The following is a 21063-nucleotide window of genomic DNA, read 5'->3' as shown; positions in this document are numbered from 1 at the left end:
GTTGTTGTCCTCACCCAAGGCTCTTGCGTGGATCAAAGGCATCCCGCACGGCTTCGCCGATGAAGATCAGCAGGCTGAGCATCAGCGAGATCACGACAAAGCCGGTAATGCCAAGCCAGGGGGCCTGAAGATTGTTCTTGCCCTGGGCGAGCAGCTCTCCGAGAGACGCAGAGCCCGGCGGCAATCCGAAGCCCAGGAAGTCCAGCGCCGTCAGGGTCGAGATCGAACCATTCAGGATGAAGGGCATGAAGGTCAGCGTTGCCACCATGGCATTGGGCAAAAGATGGCGCCACATGATCACCTTGTTGGAAACACCCAGCGCCCTTGCGGCGGAGATATACTCAAAGTTCCTGCCGCGCAGGAATTCCGCGCGCACGACCCCGACCAGGGACACCCAGGAAAAGGCCAGCAGGATCGAGAACAGCGTCCAGAACCCGGGCACCAGGAACGAGGACACGATCAGGATCAGGTAGAGCGTTGGAACGGCTGTCCAGATTTCGATGAAACGCTGGAACAGGAGATCGGTCCAGCCACCATAGTAACCCTGCACCGCGCCGGCGGCGATGCCGATCACGGAGGACGCCAGTGTCAGGGCAAGACCAAACAGGACGGAAATGCGGAAGCCGTAGAGCAGCCGGGCAAAGACATCGCGGGCCTGGTCGTCTGTGCCGAGCCAGTTCCAGTTGCCCATGATGCAGCCCGGATCGTTGGCCCCTTCCGGATAGCGCACGCAGCGTTCCTCCTTGGAAAGCATCCAGGACGGTTGCGAGGGCACCGGCGTCGGCGGGTTCAGGTTGCGGGACGTGTAGGAATATCGGACCGGCGGCCAGAGCATCCAGCCATGTTCGTTGATTTCCTCCCGAATGAAGGAATCCTTGTAGTTGGTCACGGCCAGGAAACCGCCAAACTTTTCCTCCGGGTAGTCGACCAGGACCGGCAACAGAAGCTCGCCCTTGTAGGACACCAGGATCGGCCGGTCATTGGCGATGAATTCAGCGAACATGGCCAGCACGAACAGGACCAGGAAGATCCAGAGCGACCAGTAGCCACGCCTGTTGGCCTTGAAGTTGGCGAGACGGCGCTGGTTGATGGGCGACAGGCGCATTTTCTTCGGCGGTGGCGCCGTTTCCTCCGGAAGCGGGTTGAGCAGGTCGTATCCGGCCGCTTCCATGTCTTTGCTCAGTCGGGAATCCATTGTCTCAGACCTCCCGGCTTTCGAAATCGATCCTGGGATCGATCCAGGTGTAGGTCAGATCGGATATCAGGCTGACCAGCAGGCCCATAAGCCCGAAGATGTAGACGGTCGCGAAGACCACCGCATAGTCCCGGTTGATCACCGATTCAAAGCCGAGCAGACCAAGGCCGTCGAGCGAGAAAATCGTCTCGATCAGCAATGCACCGGCGAAGAAGGAGGAGATGAAGGCGCCCGGAAAGCCGGCCACAACGATCAGCATGGCATTGCGGAAGACGTGACCATAAAGCACCTGTCGCTCGTTCAGGCCCTTGGCCCTGGCCGTAATGACATATTGCTTCCGGATCTCGTCCAGGAACGAGTTTTTCGTCAGCAGTGTCGTGGTGGCGAAGGCGGAAAGCACCATGGCCGTCAGGGGCAGGGTCATGTGCCAGAAATAGTCGGCAATCCGGGCCGGCCAGGAAAGTTCCTCCCAGTTGTCGGAGACGAGGCCGCGCAAGGGGAAGATGTCCCAGAAGGAGCCACCGGCAAAAAGAACGATCAGCAGCACCGCGAACAGGAACCCGGGGATGGCATAGGCGACCACGATCACGCCGGAGGTCCAGACATCAAACCGGGAGCCGTCGGACACCGCCTTGCGGATCCCGAGCGGGATCGACACCACGTAGGAAATCAGTGTCATCCAGAGGCCGAGTGAAATCGAGACCGGCAGCTTCTCCTTGATCAGATCGATGATCTTGATGTCCCTGAAGTAACTCTCGCCGAAGTCGAAACGGGCATAGTCGCCCAGCATCTTCAGGAACCGTTCCAGCGGTGGCTTGTCAAAGCCGAACTGGGCTTCCAGCTCCTTGATGAATTCCGGGTCGAGGCCCTGGGCGCCGCGATACTTGGAGGTGACGCTGTCCGCCGACGCCGCGCCGCTGCCGCCAGAGGCATCGTTGCCGGCCCCCAGCATGTCGCCGCCGCCACCGCTGATCCGTGACGTTGCAGAAACATCCGTTCCCTGCAGCTGCGCGATCACGCGCTCCACCGGTCCGCCAGGGGCAAATTGGATGATGACGAAATTGATGGCCATGATCCCGACCAGGGTCGGTATCATCAGCAGCAAGCGGCGAAGAATATAGGCGCCCATGGAGTTCGTGCATTCCCTTTATTGTCTGGCCTTCTGTTGCGGGCCGAAGGTGTCGCTTTTGGGACCGTCGCGGTTCAAGTTAGCCGGCTTTACCGAGTTTTTCCGCCTTTTCGGCTTCTATCCACCAGAGTTCCTCGACGGGGAAGAAATAGCGCGGCGTTTCCTGCGGGTAGCCATAGACATCCCACAGGGCAACCGTATGGATGCTCTTGTACCATTGCGGGATCCAGTAATAGCCGGCCCGCAGCACCCGATCGAGCGCCCGCGCGGCGGTGTTCATTTCCTCGCGCGTTTCCGCCGCAATCGCCTTGTCGATCAGGGCATCGACCACGGGACTGGAAATGCCCGCCGTGTTGTAGGTGCCGGGTGTCGCCGCCGCCTTCGAGCCCCACATTTCCCGGATCGTGTCCGACAGGGTCGGCGACAGGGAATAGCGGCGACTGGCAATGTCGAAGTCATAGTCATTGAGGCGCGACTGGTACTGGGCCGGGTCGACAATGCGCAGGCTGGCCTGAATGCCGAGCCGTTCCAGGTTCTTGATCAGGGGATTGACGATCCGCTCGAACGCGACCGTGTTGTTCAAAAACTCGATGACCAGCGGCTTGCCGTCCGGACCGACCAGTCCGGCCCCCTCGCGCTTGTAACCGGCAGCCGTCAGCAGCTCATTGGCCTTGCGCAACAAGTTCCGGTCATTGCCGGATCCGTCGCTGACAGGCGGTATGATCGCCTCGCCAAAGACGGCTTCCGGCAGGTCTTCGCGGAACGGTTCCAGAAGCGCCAGCTCCGCCACGGAGGGCGTGCCTTCCGCCTTCATGTCCGAGTTTTCAAAGAAGGAGGCGGTGCGCTCGTAAAGACCGTAGAACAGCGTCTTGTTGGACCATTCGAAATCGAAGGCGTACCCAAGAGCTTCGCGGACCCGCGGATCCTTGAACTTGTCCCGGCGCGTGTTGATGAACCAGCCCTGGGCGCCCGAGGGGCGTCCGTCCGGAAACTCCCGGCGTACGACACGGCCATCTTCCACCGCCGGGAAGTTGTACTCCGTCGCCCAGTTCTTGGAAGTGAATTCCTCCCGGTAAAAGACATCGCCCTTCTTGAAGGCTTCAAAGGCGATCTGGCGCTCACGGAAGAACTCCACCCGCACAGATGCGAAGTTGAACCGTCCCCTGGCGACGGCGAGGTCCTTTGCCCAGTAGTTCTCCACACGGTGATATTCGACATAGCGACCGATGGCGTGTTTTCCAACCTTGTAGGGGCCGGAGGACAGCGGCGGGGTCAGCGTGGATTGCTTGAAGTCGTAGGCGGTGTAATAGCGCTTGGAGAAGATCGGATAACCGGCTGCAACGGCAAGCGGGAAATTGCGGGCCTGGGTCCCATCAAAATGCAGCGCAACACGGTATTCTCCGAGCACCACCACGTCTTTCAGGACAGCCAGTGGCTGGCTCAGCAGCGGGTGACCGTCCGCCTTGAGCAGCAGGATGGAGAAAGCGACATCTTCCGCCGTCAGCTTGGAGCCGTCGTGAAACCGGGCCTCCGGCCGCAGATTGAAGGTGAAGACATTGCCATCTTCCGAAACCTCGACGGTCTCGGCAACAAGACCGTAAACCGCATCGGCCTCGTCCCAGGCGCGCACCATCAGCGTGTCGAAACACAATTCCATGCGCGGCGGCGCGTCGCCCTTCAATATGAAGGAATTGAAGGTGTTGTAGGTCTGGACGTTCTGATTGAAGTACCAGTAAGGCGCCTGGAAGGAGAATGTGCCGCCCTTGGGCGCCTCCGGATTGACGTAGTCGAAATGCGAAAAATCCGGAGCGTATTTCAGATCGCCGAAGACCGACAGACCGTGGCGTGCATCCGGAGCCTCCTGGGCAAAAGCGGGACGCGGCAGCCCGGGAACGGATGCGGCAAGTGCTGCCGCTCCACTCAGCTTCAGGACCTGCCTGCGGGAGGGCGACACGCGCTTGCTCATTTGATCGCCTCCGTTGCAGCGGCCTTGTCGGCGTCATACCACCAGATTGTCGGGAACCCGGTGCTGTATTCCGGCATCTTTTCCGGATGGCCGAAGCGGTTCCAGCGCGCCGTGCGCGTCTCGTCGACATAGAATTGCGGCACCACATAATGGTTCCACAGAAGCACCCGGTCGAGCGCATGGGTGGCCGCGACAAGCGTCTCGCGATCTTCGGCAAAGATCACCTTGTCGATCAGCTTGTCGATGGCCGGGTTCTTGATGCCGGCATAATTGGCGGAGCTGGCATTGTCGGCCGATTCAGAGCCCCAGTATTCGCGTTGTTCATTGCCCGGAGACAGGCTTTGTCCAATGGCAAGCACCGTCGTATCGAAATCCCTGCTGCGGATCCGGTTGATGAATTGCGAGGTATCGACCAGGCGCAGAACGGGCTTGATGCCGATGGCTTCCAGGTTCTTGGAATAGGGCAGCAAGGTCCGTTCGCTGGCCTTGTCCCGGTAGAGAAATTCAATCGTGAACTGTTCGCCGGTCTTCGGATCGATCATCTTGCGATCCTTCAGCTCGAAGCCCGCCTGACGCAGCAGTTTCACCGCCTCGCGCAGGTTGGCCCGCACATTTTCCGGCGAACCGCCGATCGGATTGGTGTATTCCTCGGTGAAGACTTCCGGCGGCACGAGGTCACGCACTTCCTCCAGGATTTCCAATTCCTTGCCCTCTGGCAAACCGGACGAAGCCAGTTCGGTGCCCGAGAAGTAGGAGTTCACGCGTTTCAGGAGATTGGCCGAAACGATCTCGTTGGTGGTTTCGAAATCATAGGCATAGTTCAAGGCGCGGCGGACCAGGGGGTCCTGGAACTTGTCGCGCCGCAGATTCAAGAAGAAGCCCTGCATCACTCCGCGTGACCGGTCCGGGAAGATTTCCTTGACCACCCGGCCATCTTTAACAGCCGGGAAATTGTACCGTTTGGCCCACTGGCTCGAGCTTCGCTCCACATGAAAGTCGTATTGATCCCCCTTGAAGGCCTCGAACTGGACGGCGTCATCCAGGAAGGACACATAGCGGATTTCATCGATGTTGTTGGTGCCGACCCGGATCGGCAGATCCTTGCCCCAGTAGTCCTCGACCCGCTCGTAAACGACCTGGCGGTTGGGGGAAAAACTCTTGAGACGGTACGGCCCGGACCCAAGTGGAGGTTCGAGCGTCGTGCTGGAGATGTCGCGCGGCTTGCCGGCCTCGTCCGTGCCTTCCCACCAGTGTTTCGGCAGGATCAGCAATTGCCCCATGATCTTGGGCAGCTCCCGGTTGCCACTGACGTCAAAGGTGAAACGGACGGTCCGGTCACCGACAATCTCGCTTTTGACGACATTCTGGAAATAGAACTTGCGTTGCGGATCGAGTTCGATCGATTTTTCAAACGACCAGATCACGTCTTCAGCGGTGACGGGCTTGCCGTCATGCCATTTGGCATCCGGGTTCAACCGGTACTCCACCCAAGAATAGTCTTCCGGATAACGTAAGCCATCGGCGAGCACACCATAGGCCGCACTGATGGTTTCTTCATCCAGCGACGCTTCCATGAGGCTCTCATAGATCAGGTCGATGCCCGGTGCCCTGCTGCCTTTCGGCGGCAGGAAGTTGAAGGTGTCGAACCCACCGCTGCTTGCGAGGCGGACGGAACCGCCCTTCGGGGCTGCCGGGTTCACATAGTCGAAATGTTCGACGTCAGGGCCGTATTTGGGTGTTCCGTTCAGCGCGGAGGCGTGTTGCCATTCAGGCTCCTCGGCCTGAACCGGAGCGAGGGCCGCTCCCGTCGTCGACACAAGACCTGCCAGCAGGAGGCCGGCTGTCGCCTGCCTGCAAAAACGCCATGTGAACACCATCGGCTTCTCCGTCCCTTCCGGTTCCAGTGCCCCAAATCAGCGGGCTATGAGGAAACAGTGTAGGGACGAGGTGGCCTCGCGTCACCTGCTGGTTGTCGAGATGACAGAAATTTAACCCGTCTGGGGAAGACCTTTGGAAGGAAGTTCCTGTGAATTCTGCTTAGATTTTGCCTTCTGGGCATACATTCTGCCGTCAGCAACCCTGAGCAAATCCTCCACGGAGGCGGCATCGCCCGGATAACTGGCCGAGCCGATACTGGCCTTCACGTCAATGCGGGCTCCGGAATATTCAAACACCTGGGCCACTTTCTCACCCAGCCGATGCAGAAACGTTTCCTTTTCCTGCCGACGCATGTTGCCGGGCGTCAGCACGATGAATTCGTCTCCGCCGACGCGGGCAACCGTATCGGTCTGCCGGACCTGGTTCTGCAGCCGCTGCCCGACTTCGATCAGCAGCTGGTCGCCAACCGCATGTCCGTAATTGTCGTTGACCGGCTTGAAGGCATCCAGGTCGACGTAGAAAATCTCGAATCCCGCTCCGGAACGTTCACACATGGCAGCCAGCTGGTGCATGCGATCTTCCAGCAGACGCCGGTTTGCCAGGCCCGTCAGCGGATCGTGCAGGGCCATCGACCGGACCTTGTAGACCTCGCTGATCAGCAGAAAGGCCATCGCACCGAAGACGAGAGAGATCAGGCTGCCGACCAGCTGCGTGATCCAGACCTGGTTGCCGGCGCTGGACCAGCCGGTTTCCGGATAGCCGATCAGGTCCCAGTCCAGGCCGCCCGGCAGGTGCAAGGGCAGCGACACGTGATCCTTGTTGAACAGCGAGGCGCTGCCCATGATCAGCTTGTCGTTGTCGACCGTATTCTTGTTGACCACGCCGATCCGGATGCCGTTGATGACATCCGTGATGCCTGCGGAGCTGAGCATGCCCTGCTGATCAAGGACCAGCGTTGCCACTCCCCAGTAGCTGCGCTCCTCGATCGGCTGTCCCGGGATGGTGGCCGTGAAGATCGGAATACGGATCAGAAGCGCACGGCCGCCCTGAACGAGTTCCAGCGGCCCCGCGATCACGACTTCCCGGCTCATCATCGCCTCACGGATTGCCGGCCACTGGGCCGTGTTCATCCGGTAGTTCAGGCCGATGGCGGACTGGTTGGGTTCAAACGGAAAGACAGCGCGCAAGATGTTGTTGGGCGCCAGCCCGATCGAGCGGATGGAAGGGTTTTCCTCGATCAGCTCCGTCGCGATCCCCTGATAGTCATCCATGTTGAACGGGGCATCGACAAACTGGGTGACGTAGGACCGGATGCCCAGTCCGTGCGCCACGGTGCGGCTGATTTCGCCTTCCAGGCGCGCCCGGGCCTCGGACAGGCTGGCGATGGCCTCGCGTTTGTGCTGGGAAATCAGTTCGTTGCGAACCAGCTGTCCGACATGGGCGGTCACGGCAATGCCGGCCAGGAAGCAGACGGCGGCGACAACGGACGCGACCCACGTTCCATTCGACTTCGAAAATGCACTCCGCGACAGATTGATGCCCATACGGTCCTAGCCCGACCTTGCCCGCATTCGTCGGCACTACGTAACGTAAGATTTGTTAATTTTTCTTATAAATCAAATAAAAAAGCCGGGTTTCTCACCCGGCTTCTCTACAATTCAAATGTCTGGCGCTGCCAGCAGCGATTTATTCTGCCGGTAGCGGTTTCGGCGCGGCAGACTGCTCCCGGAGATAAGCAATCAGGTCAGCACGTTCTTGCGGCTTGCGGATACCGGCAAAACCCATCGTGGTTCCGGAGATGTATTTCTTCGGAGCCGCAAGGAAGTTGTCCAGGCTCTCGTAGGTCCACTCGGGATTTTCTTCACCGTACGCGGTCATGGCGCTGGAATAGCCGAAGCCTTCATGGCCACCCGGTTTGCGGCCGACGATGTCATAGAGGGCCGGGCCAACCTTGTTGGCGCCACCTGCATCAAAGGTGTGACATGCCGCGCATTTCTTGGCCGCCTTTTCACCGTCAGAGGCGGCCGCTGCGAGCAGGCGCTCGGAAATGGGAACCACATCCGGTTCGGCCTGCACTGTAGACGTGCTGTCTTCAGCGGAGGCAACGACGATTTCGTAGCCCGGTTTGCCGGGGATCGTCGGGTGAAAGATGATGTCGGACATCCAAGCGACACCCATCACCAAAATAAGAACCCCAAGGACCGCACCTGCGATCTTGTTCAACGTGAACGAATCCATTCTCTCCGGCTCCAAGCTCATACGCGTCCGGGCCCGCAGAACTGCTGCAGGCCCTATCAGCTTTTCGAAATTTGCCGGAACCTACAAATTTTTTGACCTTGCTGTCCATAGCTTTAAAAGGGCATCTGATACGACAAACGGACGCGGCAGGTGTTTTTTTCGTTCCGGCAGCTCCGTTCAGCCTCAGGGAAGCTTCGTTGGCGGCAAATCCAACGGTGTGACCGGACACAAACACATCGTCCTCGATGAGGGCGATTCGCCCGATTTGCGGGCAACATCTGTGCCTGGACAAACCGCGCCGTGTAACGGAACGTCCCGACAACAATGGATTGCCGCAGGGCGGAAGACACTATGAGCGATAGAAAAAGAATTGTATTTCAGGGCGAAACCGGGGCCAATTCGCATATGGCCTGCCGGAGCGTCTATCCCGACTATGAAGCCATTCCCTGCGCAACCTTCGAAGACTGCTTCTCGGCCATGGCGGACGGGACGGCTGATCTTGCCATGATCCCGATCGAGAACTCGGTCGCAGGCCGCGTCGCCGACATCCATCACCTTCTGCCAAAGTCCGGCCTGCACATTATCGGCGAATACTTCATGCCGATCCGGTTTCAGCTGATGGCACCAAGAGGCGCGACCGTGGAAGGACTGAAAAAGGTCCAGAGCCACGTCCACGCGCTCGGCCAGTGCCGCAACGTTATCCGAGAGCTGGGCCTGACGGCTGTCGTTGGCGGCGACACGGCCGGGTCCGCACGGCAGGTTGCGGAGCTGGGGGACGCCAGCGTCGCCGCCCTTGCACCGGAAATGGCCGCTGAAATCTACGATCTCGATATCCTGCGCCGGGATGTGGAGGACGAAGCGCACAACACGACACGCTTTGTTATCCTCTCGCGCGATAAGATGGAGGCCGCGCACAATGGTCAGCCGGTCATCACCACCTTCATCTTCCGGGTCCGCAACGTTCCGGCCGCGCTCTACAAGGCCCTTGGAGGATTTGCGACCAACGGGGTGAACATGACAAAACTGGAATCCTACCAGCTGGAAGGACAGTTTTTCGCCTCCATGTTCTATGCCGATGTCGAGGGCCACCCCGAAGACCCGGCCGTTGGTCTCGCGCTGGAAGAACTGGCCTTTTTCTGTGCCGAACTGAACATGCTTGGCGTCTACCGGGCGAGCCCCTTCCGCGACAAGATCAAGGAACCGGAAGCCAACCGCGCCCTGCGCCCGAACCCGCATTCCTGACACCGCCAGCCATAAGGCGAAACCAGAGGATCTCATGACAGAAACCAGATTTGACGCCCTTTGCATCGGCAATGCCATCTGCGATGTGTTTGCCCATGTGGAAGAGGATTTCCTGCTTCAGGAAAACCTGATCAAAGGGTCCATGCGCCTGATCGAAACCGATGAAGCCGTGCGCCTGTTCAACAAGATGGGCCAGACGGTTCGCGTCTCGGGTGGCAGCGCAGGCAACACGGCAGCCGGCATTGCGTCCCTGGGCGGCCGGCCGGCCTATTTCGGCAAGGTGGCCGAGGACGAACTCGGTGACAGCTACTATCACGACATGAACGGCACCGGTGTCTACTTCAACACCCCCCGGCTGCGGGAGTGGAAGCCGACGGCGCGGTCGATGATCCTGATCACGCCGGACGGTGAGCGCACCATGAACACCTATCTTGGCGCCTGCACCGAGTTCAGCCCTTCGGACGTGGATGAAGACGTGGTGGCGGCTGCCGCCGTCACCTACATGGAAGGCTATCTTTGGGATCCGGAAGAAGCCAAGAAGGCCTTCCTGAAAGCCGCCGAAATCGCGCACCTGAACAATCGCAAGGTGGCAATCACCTTGTCCGATTCCTTCTGCGTCGACCGCTACCGCAGCGAATTCCAGTCCATGCTCACGGATGGCGTCGTCGATCTCATGTTCGCCAATGAACACGAACTCAGGGCGCTCTACGAAACGGCCGATCTGGACACGGCTGTCGCCGCCGCCCGCGAAACCGGCGCTCTGACCGCACTGACGCTCGGCAAGGAGGGCGCGATGGTGATCCACGGGGAAGAGACCTATTCGGTTCCCGCACAGGTCGTGGACAACGTCGTCGACCTGACCGGGGCAGGCGACCTGTTTGCCTCCGGTTTCCTGTTTGGCCTGGCGCGCGAGTATTCCCTTTCGGAATCCGCTGCTCTCGGCTGCCTGTGCGCCTCCAACGTCATCAGCCATGTCGGCGCCCGCCCGGAACGGCCGCTGAAGAACCTGGCCGAGCAAAACGGCTACAAGGTCTGATCAGCCGCATCTGTTCAATCGCAAAAGGGCGGCCGAATGGCCGCCCTTTTCTGTTTCTCAGGCCAACCGGATCAGGCTGCCGCGACATCCGACAGGAACCGGTCAACTTCGCTGCGCAGTTCCTTGGTGCGTTGACCCAGTTCACCGGAGGCCTGTACGACGTGTTCGGCAGAGGACGCTGTCTGCTCCACGGCACCGGAGAGATCGGTAATGTTGGCGCTCACGATTTCAGTGCCCTGGGCCGCCTGTTCCACATTCCGGGAGATTTCGTTTGTCGCAGCCCCTTGCTGCGAAACCGCCGTGGCAATCGCGCCGGTATAGGCATTCACTTCGTCCATTGTCCGCGTGATGCCCGAAATCGCGTCGGCAGAGTCCCTGGTCGCCGACTGGATGGCGGCAATCTGGCTGGAAATCTCTTCCGTTGCCTTTGAGGTCTGGGTCGCAAGCTCCTTCACCTCAGCCGCCACCACGGCAAAACCGCGACCGGCCTCGCCTGCCCGGGCCGCCTCGATTGTTGCGTTCAGGGCCAGGAGGTTGGTCTGTTCCGCAATGGCCTGAATGAGCGTTACCACTTCTCCGATCTTGCCCGCGGATTCAGCGAGGCCGGCGACCTTCTCGTTGGTCACGCGGGTGCCCTCGGTTGCCTGCGCGACCACTTCGGTCGTCCGTTCGACCTGACTGCTGATTTCCCGGATGGAAGAGGCCAGCTCTTCCGCGGCAGAGGCCACCGTGCCGACGTTGCGGCTTGCAACCCCGGACGCGCCCTGCGTCTCGTCTGCCTTCTGCGCGCTGTGACGGGCCGTATCCGTCAGGGTCTTTGCCGTATCGTCCAGGCCCAGGGCGGTTTCACCGACGGCGCCGAGCTGTTCCTGCACCGTTTCACGAAACGACCTGATCAGGGCCTCGATCGTCTGCTGCCTTTCGTTGCGGGCCGCCTCCTCGACGCGGCGCTCCTCGCGCAACCGTTCGCGTTCAACAGCATTGTCCCGGAACACGCGTACCGTGCGTGACATCTCCCCGATTTCGTCACCGCGGTCGAGACCGGCAATCGCAACATCATTGCTGCCGTCTGCAAGTGTGCCCATGACGGACGTCAGAGCCCGGATGGGGCGGGTTATGGCCACATTGAGAAGCGCAGCCAGGACAATGCCCAGGGAGATGGCAACAGTGACAGCGGCCAATATGACAAACAGGGCCGTCTTGCCGGCGCGCTGCATGTCTGCACTCTGTTCAGAAGAAATCTCCGCGACCTGGCGGCCCGCACTTGCAGCTGCAAGCTCAAGATTTCGCTCAAGGCCGGACATCTCCCGCCGTGTTCTGGCGATCGCGGAGAAGGCCTTCTCGAACTGCGCCACGGTCTCTGCAATGCTCCCTGTCTTTGCAAGCATGTCACCAAGTTCAGGCCGTGCATCCAAGGCGCGCGCGGCATCGCCCAACCTTTCCACGCGTGTTTCGATTTCGCCAGAATCCTGTGCGAGGTCGGCCACATACGCCAGCGTTCCGGACTGTGCAGCGGAGGCCGAATTGGCAAGGTCGATGGCAAGCTGGCCAAGCTCAATCAGGTCGATCAGGTCCTTTTGAGACTGTGTTGCCAAGGCGAGTTCCCGATCGAGGGCTGCACCTGCAGCGGACTGGAGGGTGATCGCCCCCTCTTCGACACGTGCAAGGAGATCCGCAACGGTCTTCTTTTTTCCCATGCGGTTGAAGAGATTGGTCTCTGCCAGGAGATCGGGCAGCGCGACGACAAGCGCCTCGGCATCACCTGCCACATTCGTAACACCCTCCCGGGCGACACCTGCAACCGAGGTTGCGTTGATGACAGCGGCAGCCTTGGTCATTTCGGCCAGGGTCTGATCGATTTCGCCCCGAATTTGGTCCGTCATGTCCTTCTGCTTGAACTTCGCCCCCAGTCCGAATTTCGGCATCAGCACGGCAGACAATTTATGCAGCTGCTCGGCCTGCAATGTCATTTCGCGGGCCGCGGCCTGCCTCTTGGCAGCTTCCTTTGCCTCCTCAATGGTCCTGGAGCGCACGTCCCGGACGATATTGCTGATCTCGACCGTCAGGCCGGCCAGATCATTTCCGGTCTGTGTCAGTGTCTCCAGCCGATCCGCCTGCTGCCAGGTCTTTTCCGTCAACTCAGCAAAAACCTCGTCAAAGGCGTTCAGCTGGCCAATCGACGCATCGATACCGGTCTGCAAGCCGTCGCCCTTTTGTGCGAATGCGCCTATTATCTGGAGTTGCTCTACGAGGCCTTGCGAATTCAGCGCAACCTGCTCGGCTGCGGCCGGAGACGGACCTGACAGAAACGTCTCCTTCGACTGATCGAGTGTCTTGAGAAGCGCCATTGCTTCCACGGCCGCGCCGCTGATCCGGGACCGTTCCGAAAGGCCTGAAATCGTCACGGTCGCTGTGGCCCCAACCGCCGCCGTGAGGGCCAGAATGGCAGCAAAGCCACCCCAGACCTTGACCCCGAATTTGATGTTCTGAAAATGCCGGAAGAACACGGCTTCACTCCTGGTTGCCCGTTTGGCGACCGCATGCAACCGGCCGCCTTCGCGCAAAAATTGAAGCGAACCACTAAACCATAAGTAAATGTAAGCCAGCACAACAGCGTGTTACAGTTGCATGACATGGCAAATTCATTGTTAATACTACCTATAATACTTCTGATTGTAAGAAGGTTTCATGTGCGCTTGTAACAATTGCGCAAAATTGCCGATGCAGCAGGGTTTTGGACACATCCGTGAAACGTCACGTTTTTTTAATTCGCCTGCTAAACTTTGAAAAAAGCACGATTTTTTGCAAAAAAAGAGGGGCAAATTGCCCCTCAAACTGTCTCATTCGCTCTTTGGCAGACGGAATCAGTCCGCCAGGTCCTGAACACTCAGGACACCACCATTCTCGTCGAGCCTGTAGATGATCGGCGTGCCGGTGCCCAGCTCTCGCTTCAGGATCTCTTCCGGGCTCAGACCTTCCAGCTCCATGATCAGCGAACGAAGGGAATTGCCATGTGCCGCCACGATGGTGCGCTTGCCGGCCAGAACCTTGGGCAGGATCTCAGCCTTGTAATAAGGCAGAACACGCTCGGCAGTCATTTTCAGGCTTTCGCCCCCCGGAGGTGGCACGTCAAAGGACCGGCGCCAGATGTGAACCTGTTCCTCGCCGAACTGCTGGCGTGCCTCGTCCTTGTTCATGCCCGTCAGATCGCCATAGTCCCGCTCGTTCAGAGCCTGGTCCTTGACGGTTTCCAGGCCGCTCTGACCCAGCTCTTCCAGGATGATGTCGAGCGTCTTTTGTGCGCGTGACAGGACGGACGTGAACGCCAGATCGAAGGTCAGCTTCAGGTCCTTGAGTTGCTGGCCCGCCTGATGCGCCTCCGCAACGCCCTGATCCGTCAGGCCCGGATCCTTCCAGCCCGTGAACAGGTTCTTCAAATTCCATTCGCTTTGCCCGTGACGGACAAGCACAAGAAGGCGATCCATGCCATTCTCCTCAAGCTAAATGCACAACCTCATGAAGTCAGCACCCTACAGGCCGAGAACATCGGCCATCGAGTAAAATCCCGGCTTCTGATCAAAGCCCCACAGTGCAGCCTTGACCGCGCCGCGGGCGAAAAGCTGACGGTCTTCGGCCCTGTGGGTCAATTCGATCCGTTCGCCCTCTCCGGCAAAAATGACGGAATGTTCGCCAATGACCGAACCGCCGCGAAGCGTTGCAAATCCGATGTCGCCGCTCCGGCGCGGATCCGAAATACCGTCTCGAGCGCGAACCGAATGAGCCGCAAGATCGATGCCCCGGCCTTCTGCGGCGGCTTCCCCAAGCAGGAGCGCGGTGCCCGACGGCGCATCAACCTTGTGCTTGTGGTGCATTTCCAGCACTTCGATGTCGAAATCCGCGTCCAGTGCAGCTGCTGCCTTGCGCACGAGACTGGCCAGCAGGTTGACACCGAGGCTCATGTTGCCGGACTTGATGACGCGGGCATGCCGTGCCGCCGCCTTGAGCGGAGCGTCTTCACCTTCGCTCCAGCCAGTCGTTCCGATGACATGGACGATGCGGGCCTGGGCGGCCAGTTCGGCAAACCAAAGGCTGGCCGCAGGCGCCGTGAAATCCAGCACGCCGTCCGCCTTGGCAAAGGCACTCAGCGGGTCGTCTGTCAGAGGAATGTCAAGAGCCCCGACGCCGGCCAGCTCGCCTGCATCCTGGCCAAGCAGATCGGACCCTTCACGTTCGATTGCGAAGGCGACCGTCGCTCCGGAGGTTTCGGTGACAGCCCGCGTCAGGGCACGCCCCATACGCCCCCCCGCTCCCACGACAACCAAGCGCATCTGCCCCATCGACGGTCCCTCATTTCACCATTCGGCAGCGGGTATAACAGTTTCACCCGTCAAGGCAAATGCCTGAGTTTCATCTTGGAACAAGCTGAACTGAAAACTTTGATCATGTAAAATATCACCATGATCGATCCACTGAATTCATGATAACTGACAAGTTAATTTCAAATTGATTCATGTCTTTTTCATCAATGCAATTCACTAAAGATAAACCCGATCACGGTACAGTTTTAGCTACAATTGTTTATTCTTACAATTGCGCACTCGAACCAAGGTTTCATGATAGGATGTTCGACGTCAGCCCGGCCCGATACACTTTGGATGGTTTCGCAGGAGTTGAAGTTCAGCGACTATGCACGTTTCAATCATCGGCCCTGAAACCCTGCCTCGCAGACGGCGATTGGAGATTGAAGAAAGCTCAAGCCGTCTTCACCCCCAAACCGTTGCCGCATTGATGGACCGCCCGGGAGCGCTTCGTTGAAAGCCCGTTTCGCCATACCTTTCAGCCGGCTTGTAATGGCCTTGTTTGCCTTCGGCCTGATCGGCACGGCGATCGCCCTGTTCTGGATAACCTATCTCGGCTCCCTTTCCATCGCAGAATACGAAATTGCGCGCAGCGCCAAATCCAAGGCCACACTCACCCGGCTGGCGTTCACGCAGCACCTCGATCGCCTTGAAACCCAGATACGCATGATTGCCGCGGATCCGAATATTCGCGAGGCGCTCAGGAACAACGACAAGGCCGCAGCGAAAGAGATCATGGACCGGGCTTCGGAAGGCCTGACGAGCGCGGTGCTCGACATCTTGCTGATTGACCATCCGGACGAACCCGGTTGGGTCAATGGCAGCCTGGGCCTCATCGATATCCGCAACCAGCTGCCCCACAATGTCCGCGCAGCCATGCCGCCGGATATCTGGGTGAACTATGCCGATCACGATTCAGATCCGGTTGAAGTGACCGCCGCCCTGTCGACACCGGTCCTTGATCCGGAGACCGGCCAGGCTCTCGGGAAGATCTACGGCGGAACGTCCGTCACGGATTCCTACACGCTGCCTGGTGTGCTGGCCAAAATCCTGAAGGTGGACGATCTGGCCATCTATCACGACGATCATGTTATTGCAGGCCTGGGCGACCTGACGACGGAAATTCTCCCGGGGCATCTCACGAAAACGCCGGACACGGTCAGCTACATGCTCCAGGACAATCACCTTTATGTGCTGGCGCCGCTGATGCATGGGCTCGACGGGCACATGATGGCCGCGATCGTCAAACAACCTGTCGATACCATGCAAAAGGTCGAAGAGACCTACACCCGGCTGTTCACCCCGTTTCTGCTCTATACCGGGGTCCTTGCGATTGTCGCCGCCCTTCTGGTGAACCGGATCACGACAGCGGGTCTCGGCCGTCTGCTCACCTACGCCATGAGCCTCAGGCAGGATCGGCTGGTGTCGCCGCCAACACCGGGGCTGATTTCCGAGTTCAACAAACTGTCCTCCATGTTCCAGGCAGCCTTTGAATCCGTGCGCGATCGTGACGCCCAGTTCAAGGACATGATCGACGGGTCGATGCATGGTGTGCTGGTGCATGCCAATCACCGGATCCTGTATGTCAATGATGCCCTGCTGCAGATGCTGGGTTATGAAAGCGGTGATCCGAAGCAGCTTGTCGATTCGCCAACCCTGGTGATCTTTGCGCCAGAGGAACACAGCCGCCTGCGCAGCTACTACAATCTGCGCAAAAGTGGCGGTGCGCCCAGGGCCTATGAAGTCAAAGGCATCCGCAAGGACGGACAGATCGTCTGGTTCGAACAGCATGTTCGGTTGACGGAATGGCGCGGCGAACGTGCCTATTACGCCACCATCACGGATATCAGCGAACGCAAGCATCAGGAAGAACTGGCGACCAAGAATGCCAATTTCGACATCCTGACCGGATTGCCAAACCGGCGCCTCCTGATGGACAGGCTTCATCAGGCGGTTCAGCGCTGCAAACATCATGGCGAAAAAATCGCCCTGCTGATCCTCGACCTCGACCGGTTCAAGACCGTTAACGAGACCTACGGTCCCAGGGCCGGCGACCTCGTCATTGAAACCATCGCCAAGCGGCTGACGTGTCTGCTAGGACCGGACCAGACCGTTGCCCGGATGGGAGGGGACGAATTTGCCATCATCCTGACAGATCAGAAGGACCGCTGGCAAATCGAGCAGGTCGCTCGCGATATCTTGAGTGCGGTTGGTGAACCGATCGATCTCGAAACCGGCTTTCAGGCCGTCATGGCCGGCAGTCTGGGCATCACCGTTGCTCCTCACGACGGAGATGACGACGAAGCACTGCTGCTGCAGGCCGATACCAGCATGTACCAGGCCAAGGCCGACAGCGGGTCCAGTTATCGCTTCTTTGCCACACGCATGAACGAGCAGACAGCGCGCGCCGGGCAGATCGAGGTATCTCTGCGCCGCGCCATTGAAAATGGCGAACTGCACCTGAATTATCAGCCGATTGTCGACTATTCCAAAAAACGGGTCGTCAGCTGTGAAAGCCTGGCGCGCTGGACCGATCCCCACCTGGGCACCGTACCGCCCACCGAATTCATCAAGGTCGCGGAAGATTGCGGCCTGATCGTTCCGCTTGGCGAATGGGTCCTGAGGGAAGCCTGCGCCTTCTTCCACTCCTGCAACCGCAACGGCCTGCAGCTGGACGGCATCAGCGTGAATATCTCGCCCCGCCAATGCCGGGATGACAGTTTTGTCGATCGTGTCACCGCGATCCTGGAAGAAATGGAAATGGATCCGACCCGGTTGCAGCTCGAAGTCACTGAAAGCGTGATGTTCGAGGACCAGCGGGTCGATCCGATCGAGATCCTGGACGCCATCAGCTCTCTGGGCGTGAAGATCTCGCTGGACGACTTCGGCACCGGCTACTCGTCGCTCAGCTACCTGAAACGTCTGCCGATTGACACGCTGAAGATCGACAGGTCCTTCATCATGGGTCTGGAACGCGACCAGGACGGCCAGGCCCTGGTCAAGGCAATCATCTCGATGGCTGCGTCGCTCGGTATTGATGTTGTCTGCGAGGGCGCAGAAACCCTGGCGCAGTGCGACCTGATCCACGCTTTCGGCTGCGCCCTGATACAGGGCTACAGCCTCGGCAAACCGATGTCCGGTGTCGACTTCCACCGGTTTCTCGCCAACATGAACGGCGTTGACGCCGTGGCAGCCCAGGCCGGCTGACAGCCCCCACAGGCCCAGAAACAAAAACGGGGCCACGCAGGGCCCCGTTTCCGGTTCTTGTGAAACGCGCGCTTATTCAGCGTCTTCGCGTTCCTTCTTCTCGATTTCCTGGCCGGTCTCCTGGTCAACGACCTTCATGGACAGGCGTACCTTGCCACGCTCGTCGAAGCCCATCAGCTTGACCCAGACCTTGTCGCCTTCCTTGACCACGTCGGTGACCTTGGCAACCTTGCGCGGAGCGAGCTGGGAAATGTGTACCAGGCCGTCCTTGGCACCGAAGAAGTTCACGAACGCGCCGAAATCAACGCATTTCACGACAGTGCCTTCGTAGATCACACCCACTTCCGGCTCAGCGGCAATGGAGTTGATCCAGTTGACGGCGGCCTTGATGGCCTTGCCGTCGGACGAGGCGATCTTGACGGTGCCGTCGTCTTCGATGTTGACCTTGGCGCCGGTCTTTTCGACGATTTCGCGAATGACCTTGCCGCCGGAACCGATGACTTCACGGATCTTGTCGACCGGGATCTTCATCATTTCGATGCGCGGCGCGTGTTCGCCAAGCTCGGACCGTGCCTCGGTGATGGCATTCGCCATTTCACCCAGGATGTGGATCCGACCGTCCTTGGCCTGGCCGAGAGCAACCTTCATGATCTCTTCGGTGATACCGTCGATCTTGATGTCCATCTGCAGCGCAGTGATGCCGTTTTCGGAACCGGCCACCTTGAAGTCCATGTCGCCGAGGTGATCTTCGTCACCCAGAATGTCGGACAGGACAGCGAAGCGGTCGCCTTCCTTGATCAGACCCATGGCGATACCGGCCACCGGCGACTTCAGCGGTACACCGGCATCCATCAGCGCCAGCGAGGTGCCGCAGACGGTCGCCATGGAAGACGAGCCGTTGGATTCGGTGATCTCGGAGACAACGCGGACGGTGTACGGGAATTCATGATGCGCCGGCATCATCGGGTTGATCGCACGCCAGGCCAGCTTGCCGTGGCCGATCTCGCGGCGTCCCGGGGAACCCATACGGCCGGTTTCACCGACGGAGTAGGGCGGGAAATTGTAGTGCAGCATGAAGTGCGCCTTGACGGTGCCTTCAAGCAGGTCGACGAACTGCTCGTCTTCGCCGGTGCCCAGCGTGGACACGACCAGACCCTGGGTCTCACCGCGGGTGAACAGCGACGAGCCGTGGGCGCGCGGCAGAATGCCGACTTCGGACGTGATCGCGCGAACGGTGGACAGGTCGCGGCCATCGATGCGGGAGCCGGTGTCCAGGATGCTGCCACGGACGATTTCCGCTTCCAGCTTCTTGAACTGCTCGCCCAGAACGTTGGCTTCGACTGCTTCGCCTTCAGCGGCGTTGGTGATCAGGGCTTCGACAACCTTGGCCTTGGCCGCATCAACCGCGTTCTTGCGCTCGGTCTTGGACGTGATCTTGTAGGCCTCGGCAACTTCACCGGCGACCATGTCCTTGATCTTGGCAAAGAGAGCGGAGTGATCCGGCAGGACCAGTTCACGCGGTTCCTTGGCAGCGGTCTCGGCCAGCTTGATGATGGCGTCGATCACCGGCTGGAAGCCCTTGTGGCCGAACATCACCGCGCCGAGCATGGTGTCTTCGTCCAGTTCCTTGGCTTCGGATTCGACCATCAGAACAGCGTCGGTGGTGCCGGCAACAACCAGATCCAGGGAGGATTCCGGCATATCGTCAACCAGCGGGTTCAGGACATATTCGCCGTTGATGTAACCGACGCGGGCGCCACCGATCGGGCCCATGAACGGAACGCCGGACAGGGTCAGGGCTGCGGAAGAGGCAACCATGGCCAGGATGTCCGGTGCGTTCTCCAGATCGTGGGAGAGAACGGTGATGACCACCTGGGTGTCGTTCTTGTAGCCATCGGCAAAGAGCGGACGGATCGGACGGTCGATCAGGCGGGAGGTCAGCGTCTCGTGCTCGGACGGACGGCCTTCACGCTTGAAAAAGCCTCCCGGAATCTTACCGGCGGCATAGGCCTTTTCCTGGTAGTTCACGGTCAGCGGAAAGAAATCCTGGCCCGGCCTCGGTTCCTTTGCGGAGACAACCGTTGCCAGCACTTTGGTTTCGCCATAGGTCGCCATGACGGCGCCATCGGCTTGGCGGGCAACCTTGCCCGTTTCGAGGATAAGCGGACGTCCGCCCCACTCGACTTCTACACGATGAATGTCAAACATCATCTGTCCTTACAGCTTTGCCCGGACTGGCCGCTTTCGGTACGGCTTGGTGATCGGGCACATTCCCGGTCGGCCCCGGATGGGCCGGTTACCGGCGGACAGGTCACGGGCAAGACAACAAGCTGCTTTCCAAAAGCGATTGAAAGAAGCTGGCAATCCTGCCCCATGACATGTCACGAGGCTTCTATAGAGCGTTTGCTTCCAAATGGAAACGCTCCAGTTCGGAATTACGCTGCGAAACGTGTGATCGGCTTCGCGACGCGTCTTCCCAAAGAAAAACGCGGCGGGACAGGCCCACCGCGTTTTGAAGGTCTGCGATCTTAGCGGCGAATGCCAAGACGTTCGATGAGCGTCTTGTAACGCTCTTCGCTCTTGCCGCGCGTGTAGTCCAGAAGGGACCGGCGCTGCGCAACCATCTTCAGAAGACCGCGGCGGGAGTGGTTGTCCTTGCCGTGACCCTTGAAGTGTTCGGTCAGGTTGTTGATGCGCTCGGTCAGGATCGCGATCTGGACTTCCGGAGAGCCGGTGTCGCCTTCTTTGGTCGCGTATTCCTTGATGAGCTCAGCTTTGCGCTCTGCAGTAATCGACATCGCTCTTTCCTTTCAA

Annotated in this window: 14 protein-coding genes; 3 read left to right on the top strand and 11 right to left on the bottom strand. The window is 59.4% G+C overall.

The window, feature by feature from the left end; genetic code table 11:
- Positions 1 to 10: 10 nt before the first annotated feature.
- The 6 genes from CHH27_RS21695 to CHH27_RS21670 form a co-directional block, all read right to left on the bottom strand.
- The gene (locus CHH27_RS21695; RefSeq protein ID WP_094073441.1) at positions 11 to 1195 is read right to left on the bottom strand and encodes an ABC transporter permease; all 1185 of its coding nucleotides are present in this window, start codon (positions 1193 to 1195) and stop codon (positions 11 to 13) included.
- Between the two features lie 4 nt (positions 1196 to 1199).
- On the bottom strand, positions 1200 to 2324 hold the full coding sequence (locus CHH27_RS21690) for a microcin C ABC transporter permease YejB (RefSeq protein ID WP_094073440.1): 1125 nt from the start codon (positions 2322 to 2324) through the stop codon (positions 1200 to 1202).
- Between the two features lie 79 nt (positions 2325 to 2403).
- On the bottom strand, positions 2404 to 4290 hold the full coding sequence (locus CHH27_RS21685) for an extracellular solute-binding protein (RefSeq protein WP_094073439.1): 1887 nt from the start codon (positions 4288 to 4290) through the stop codon (positions 2404 to 2406).
- A complete protein-coding gene (locus CHH27_RS21680) occupies positions 4287 to 6167 on the bottom strand; it encodes an extracellular solute-binding protein (protein ID WP_094073438.1) in 1881 nt (626 codons plus the stop codon). The genes CHH27_RS21685 and CHH27_RS21680 overlap by 4 nt, the downstream gene beginning before the upstream one ends.
- Before the next feature lie 111 nt (positions 6168 to 6278).
- The gene (locus tag CHH27_RS21675) at positions 6279 to 7712 is read right to left on the bottom strand and encodes a diguanylate cyclase (protein ID WP_094073437.1); all 1434 of its coding nucleotides are present in this window, start codon (positions 7710 to 7712) and stop codon (positions 6279 to 6281) included.
- Positions 7713 to 7854: 142 nt separating this feature from the next.
- A complete protein-coding gene (locus tag CHH27_RS21670) occupies positions 7855 to 8406 on the bottom strand; it encodes a cytochrome c family protein (RefSeq protein WP_094073436.1) in 552 nt (183 codons plus the stop codon).
- Positions 8407 to 8757: 351 nt separating this feature from the next.
- Between CHH27_RS21670 and CHH27_RS21665 the strand changes: the two genes are divergently transcribed.
- Positions 8758 to 9648: a prephenate dehydratase gene (locus CHH27_RS21665; RefSeq protein WP_094073435.1), complete on the top strand. Its 891-nt coding sequence runs from the start codon at positions 8758 to 8760 to the stop codon at positions 9646 to 9648.
- A gap of 34 nt (positions 9649 to 9682) precedes the next feature.
- Positions 9683 to 10684: an adenosine kinase gene (locus CHH27_RS21660; RefSeq protein ID WP_094073434.1), complete on the top strand. Its 1002-nt coding sequence runs from the start codon at positions 9683 to 9685 to the stop codon at positions 10682 to 10684.
- Between the two features lie 71 nt (positions 10685 to 10755).
- Here the strand turns inward: CHH27_RS21660 and CHH27_RS21655 are convergent, their stop codons facing one another.
- The 3 genes from CHH27_RS21655 to dapB form a co-directional block, all read right to left on the bottom strand.
- The gene (locus CHH27_RS21655; protein ID WP_208988321.1) at positions 10756 to 13191 is read right to left on the bottom strand and encodes a methyl-accepting chemotaxis protein; all 2436 of its coding nucleotides are present in this window, start codon (positions 13189 to 13191) and stop codon (positions 10756 to 10758) included.
- 357 nt (positions 13192 to 13548) lie between these two features.
- Entirely contained in the window at positions 13549 to 14169 is a 621-nt protein-coding gene (locus CHH27_RS21650) for a 2,3-bisphosphoglycerate-dependent phosphoglycerate mutase (RefSeq protein WP_094073433.1), read from the bottom strand.
- Between the two features lie 45 nt (positions 14170 to 14214).
- Complete coding sequence (dapB, locus tag CHH27_RS21645) at positions 14215 to 15021, bottom strand: 4-hydroxy-tetrahydrodipicolinate reductase (RefSeq protein WP_198338268.1); 807 nt, start codon at positions 15019 to 15021, stop codon at positions 14215 to 14217.
- Between the two features lie 474 nt (positions 15022 to 15495).
- On the opposite strand from dapB, the gene CHH27_RS21640 reads away from it, so the two are divergent.
- Complete coding sequence (locus tag CHH27_RS21640; RefSeq protein ID WP_157739034.1) at positions 15496 to 18249, top strand: EAL domain-containing protein; 2754 nt, start codon at positions 15496 to 15498, stop codon at positions 18247 to 18249.
- Between the two features lie 72 nt (positions 18250 to 18321).
- Here the strand turns inward: CHH27_RS21640 and pnp are convergent, their stop codons facing one another.
- Together pnp and rpsO are read right to left on the bottom strand one after the other, a co-directional pair.
- Positions 18322 to 20457 (bottom strand): polyribonucleotide nucleotidyltransferase, encoded by a 2136-nt coding sequence (gene pnp / locus CHH27_RS21635; protein WP_094074926.1) that lies wholly within the window; start codon positions 20455 to 20457, stop codon positions 18322 to 18324.
- 320 nt (positions 20458 to 20777) lie between these two features.
- On the bottom strand, positions 20778 to 21047 hold the full coding sequence (gene rpsO, locus CHH27_RS21630; protein WP_094073431.1) for a 30S ribosomal protein S15: 270 nt from the start codon (positions 21045 to 21047) through the stop codon (positions 20778 to 20780).
- Between the last annotated feature and the right edge of the window lie 16 nt (positions 21048 to 21063).

The sequence above is a fragment of the Labrenzia sp. VG12 genome, assembly GCF_002237595.1.
Classification (GTDB): domain Bacteria; phylum Pseudomonadota; class Alphaproteobacteria; order Rhizobiales; family Stappiaceae; genus Roseibium.
This window is presented reverse-complemented; position numbering and strand designations above follow the sequence as displayed.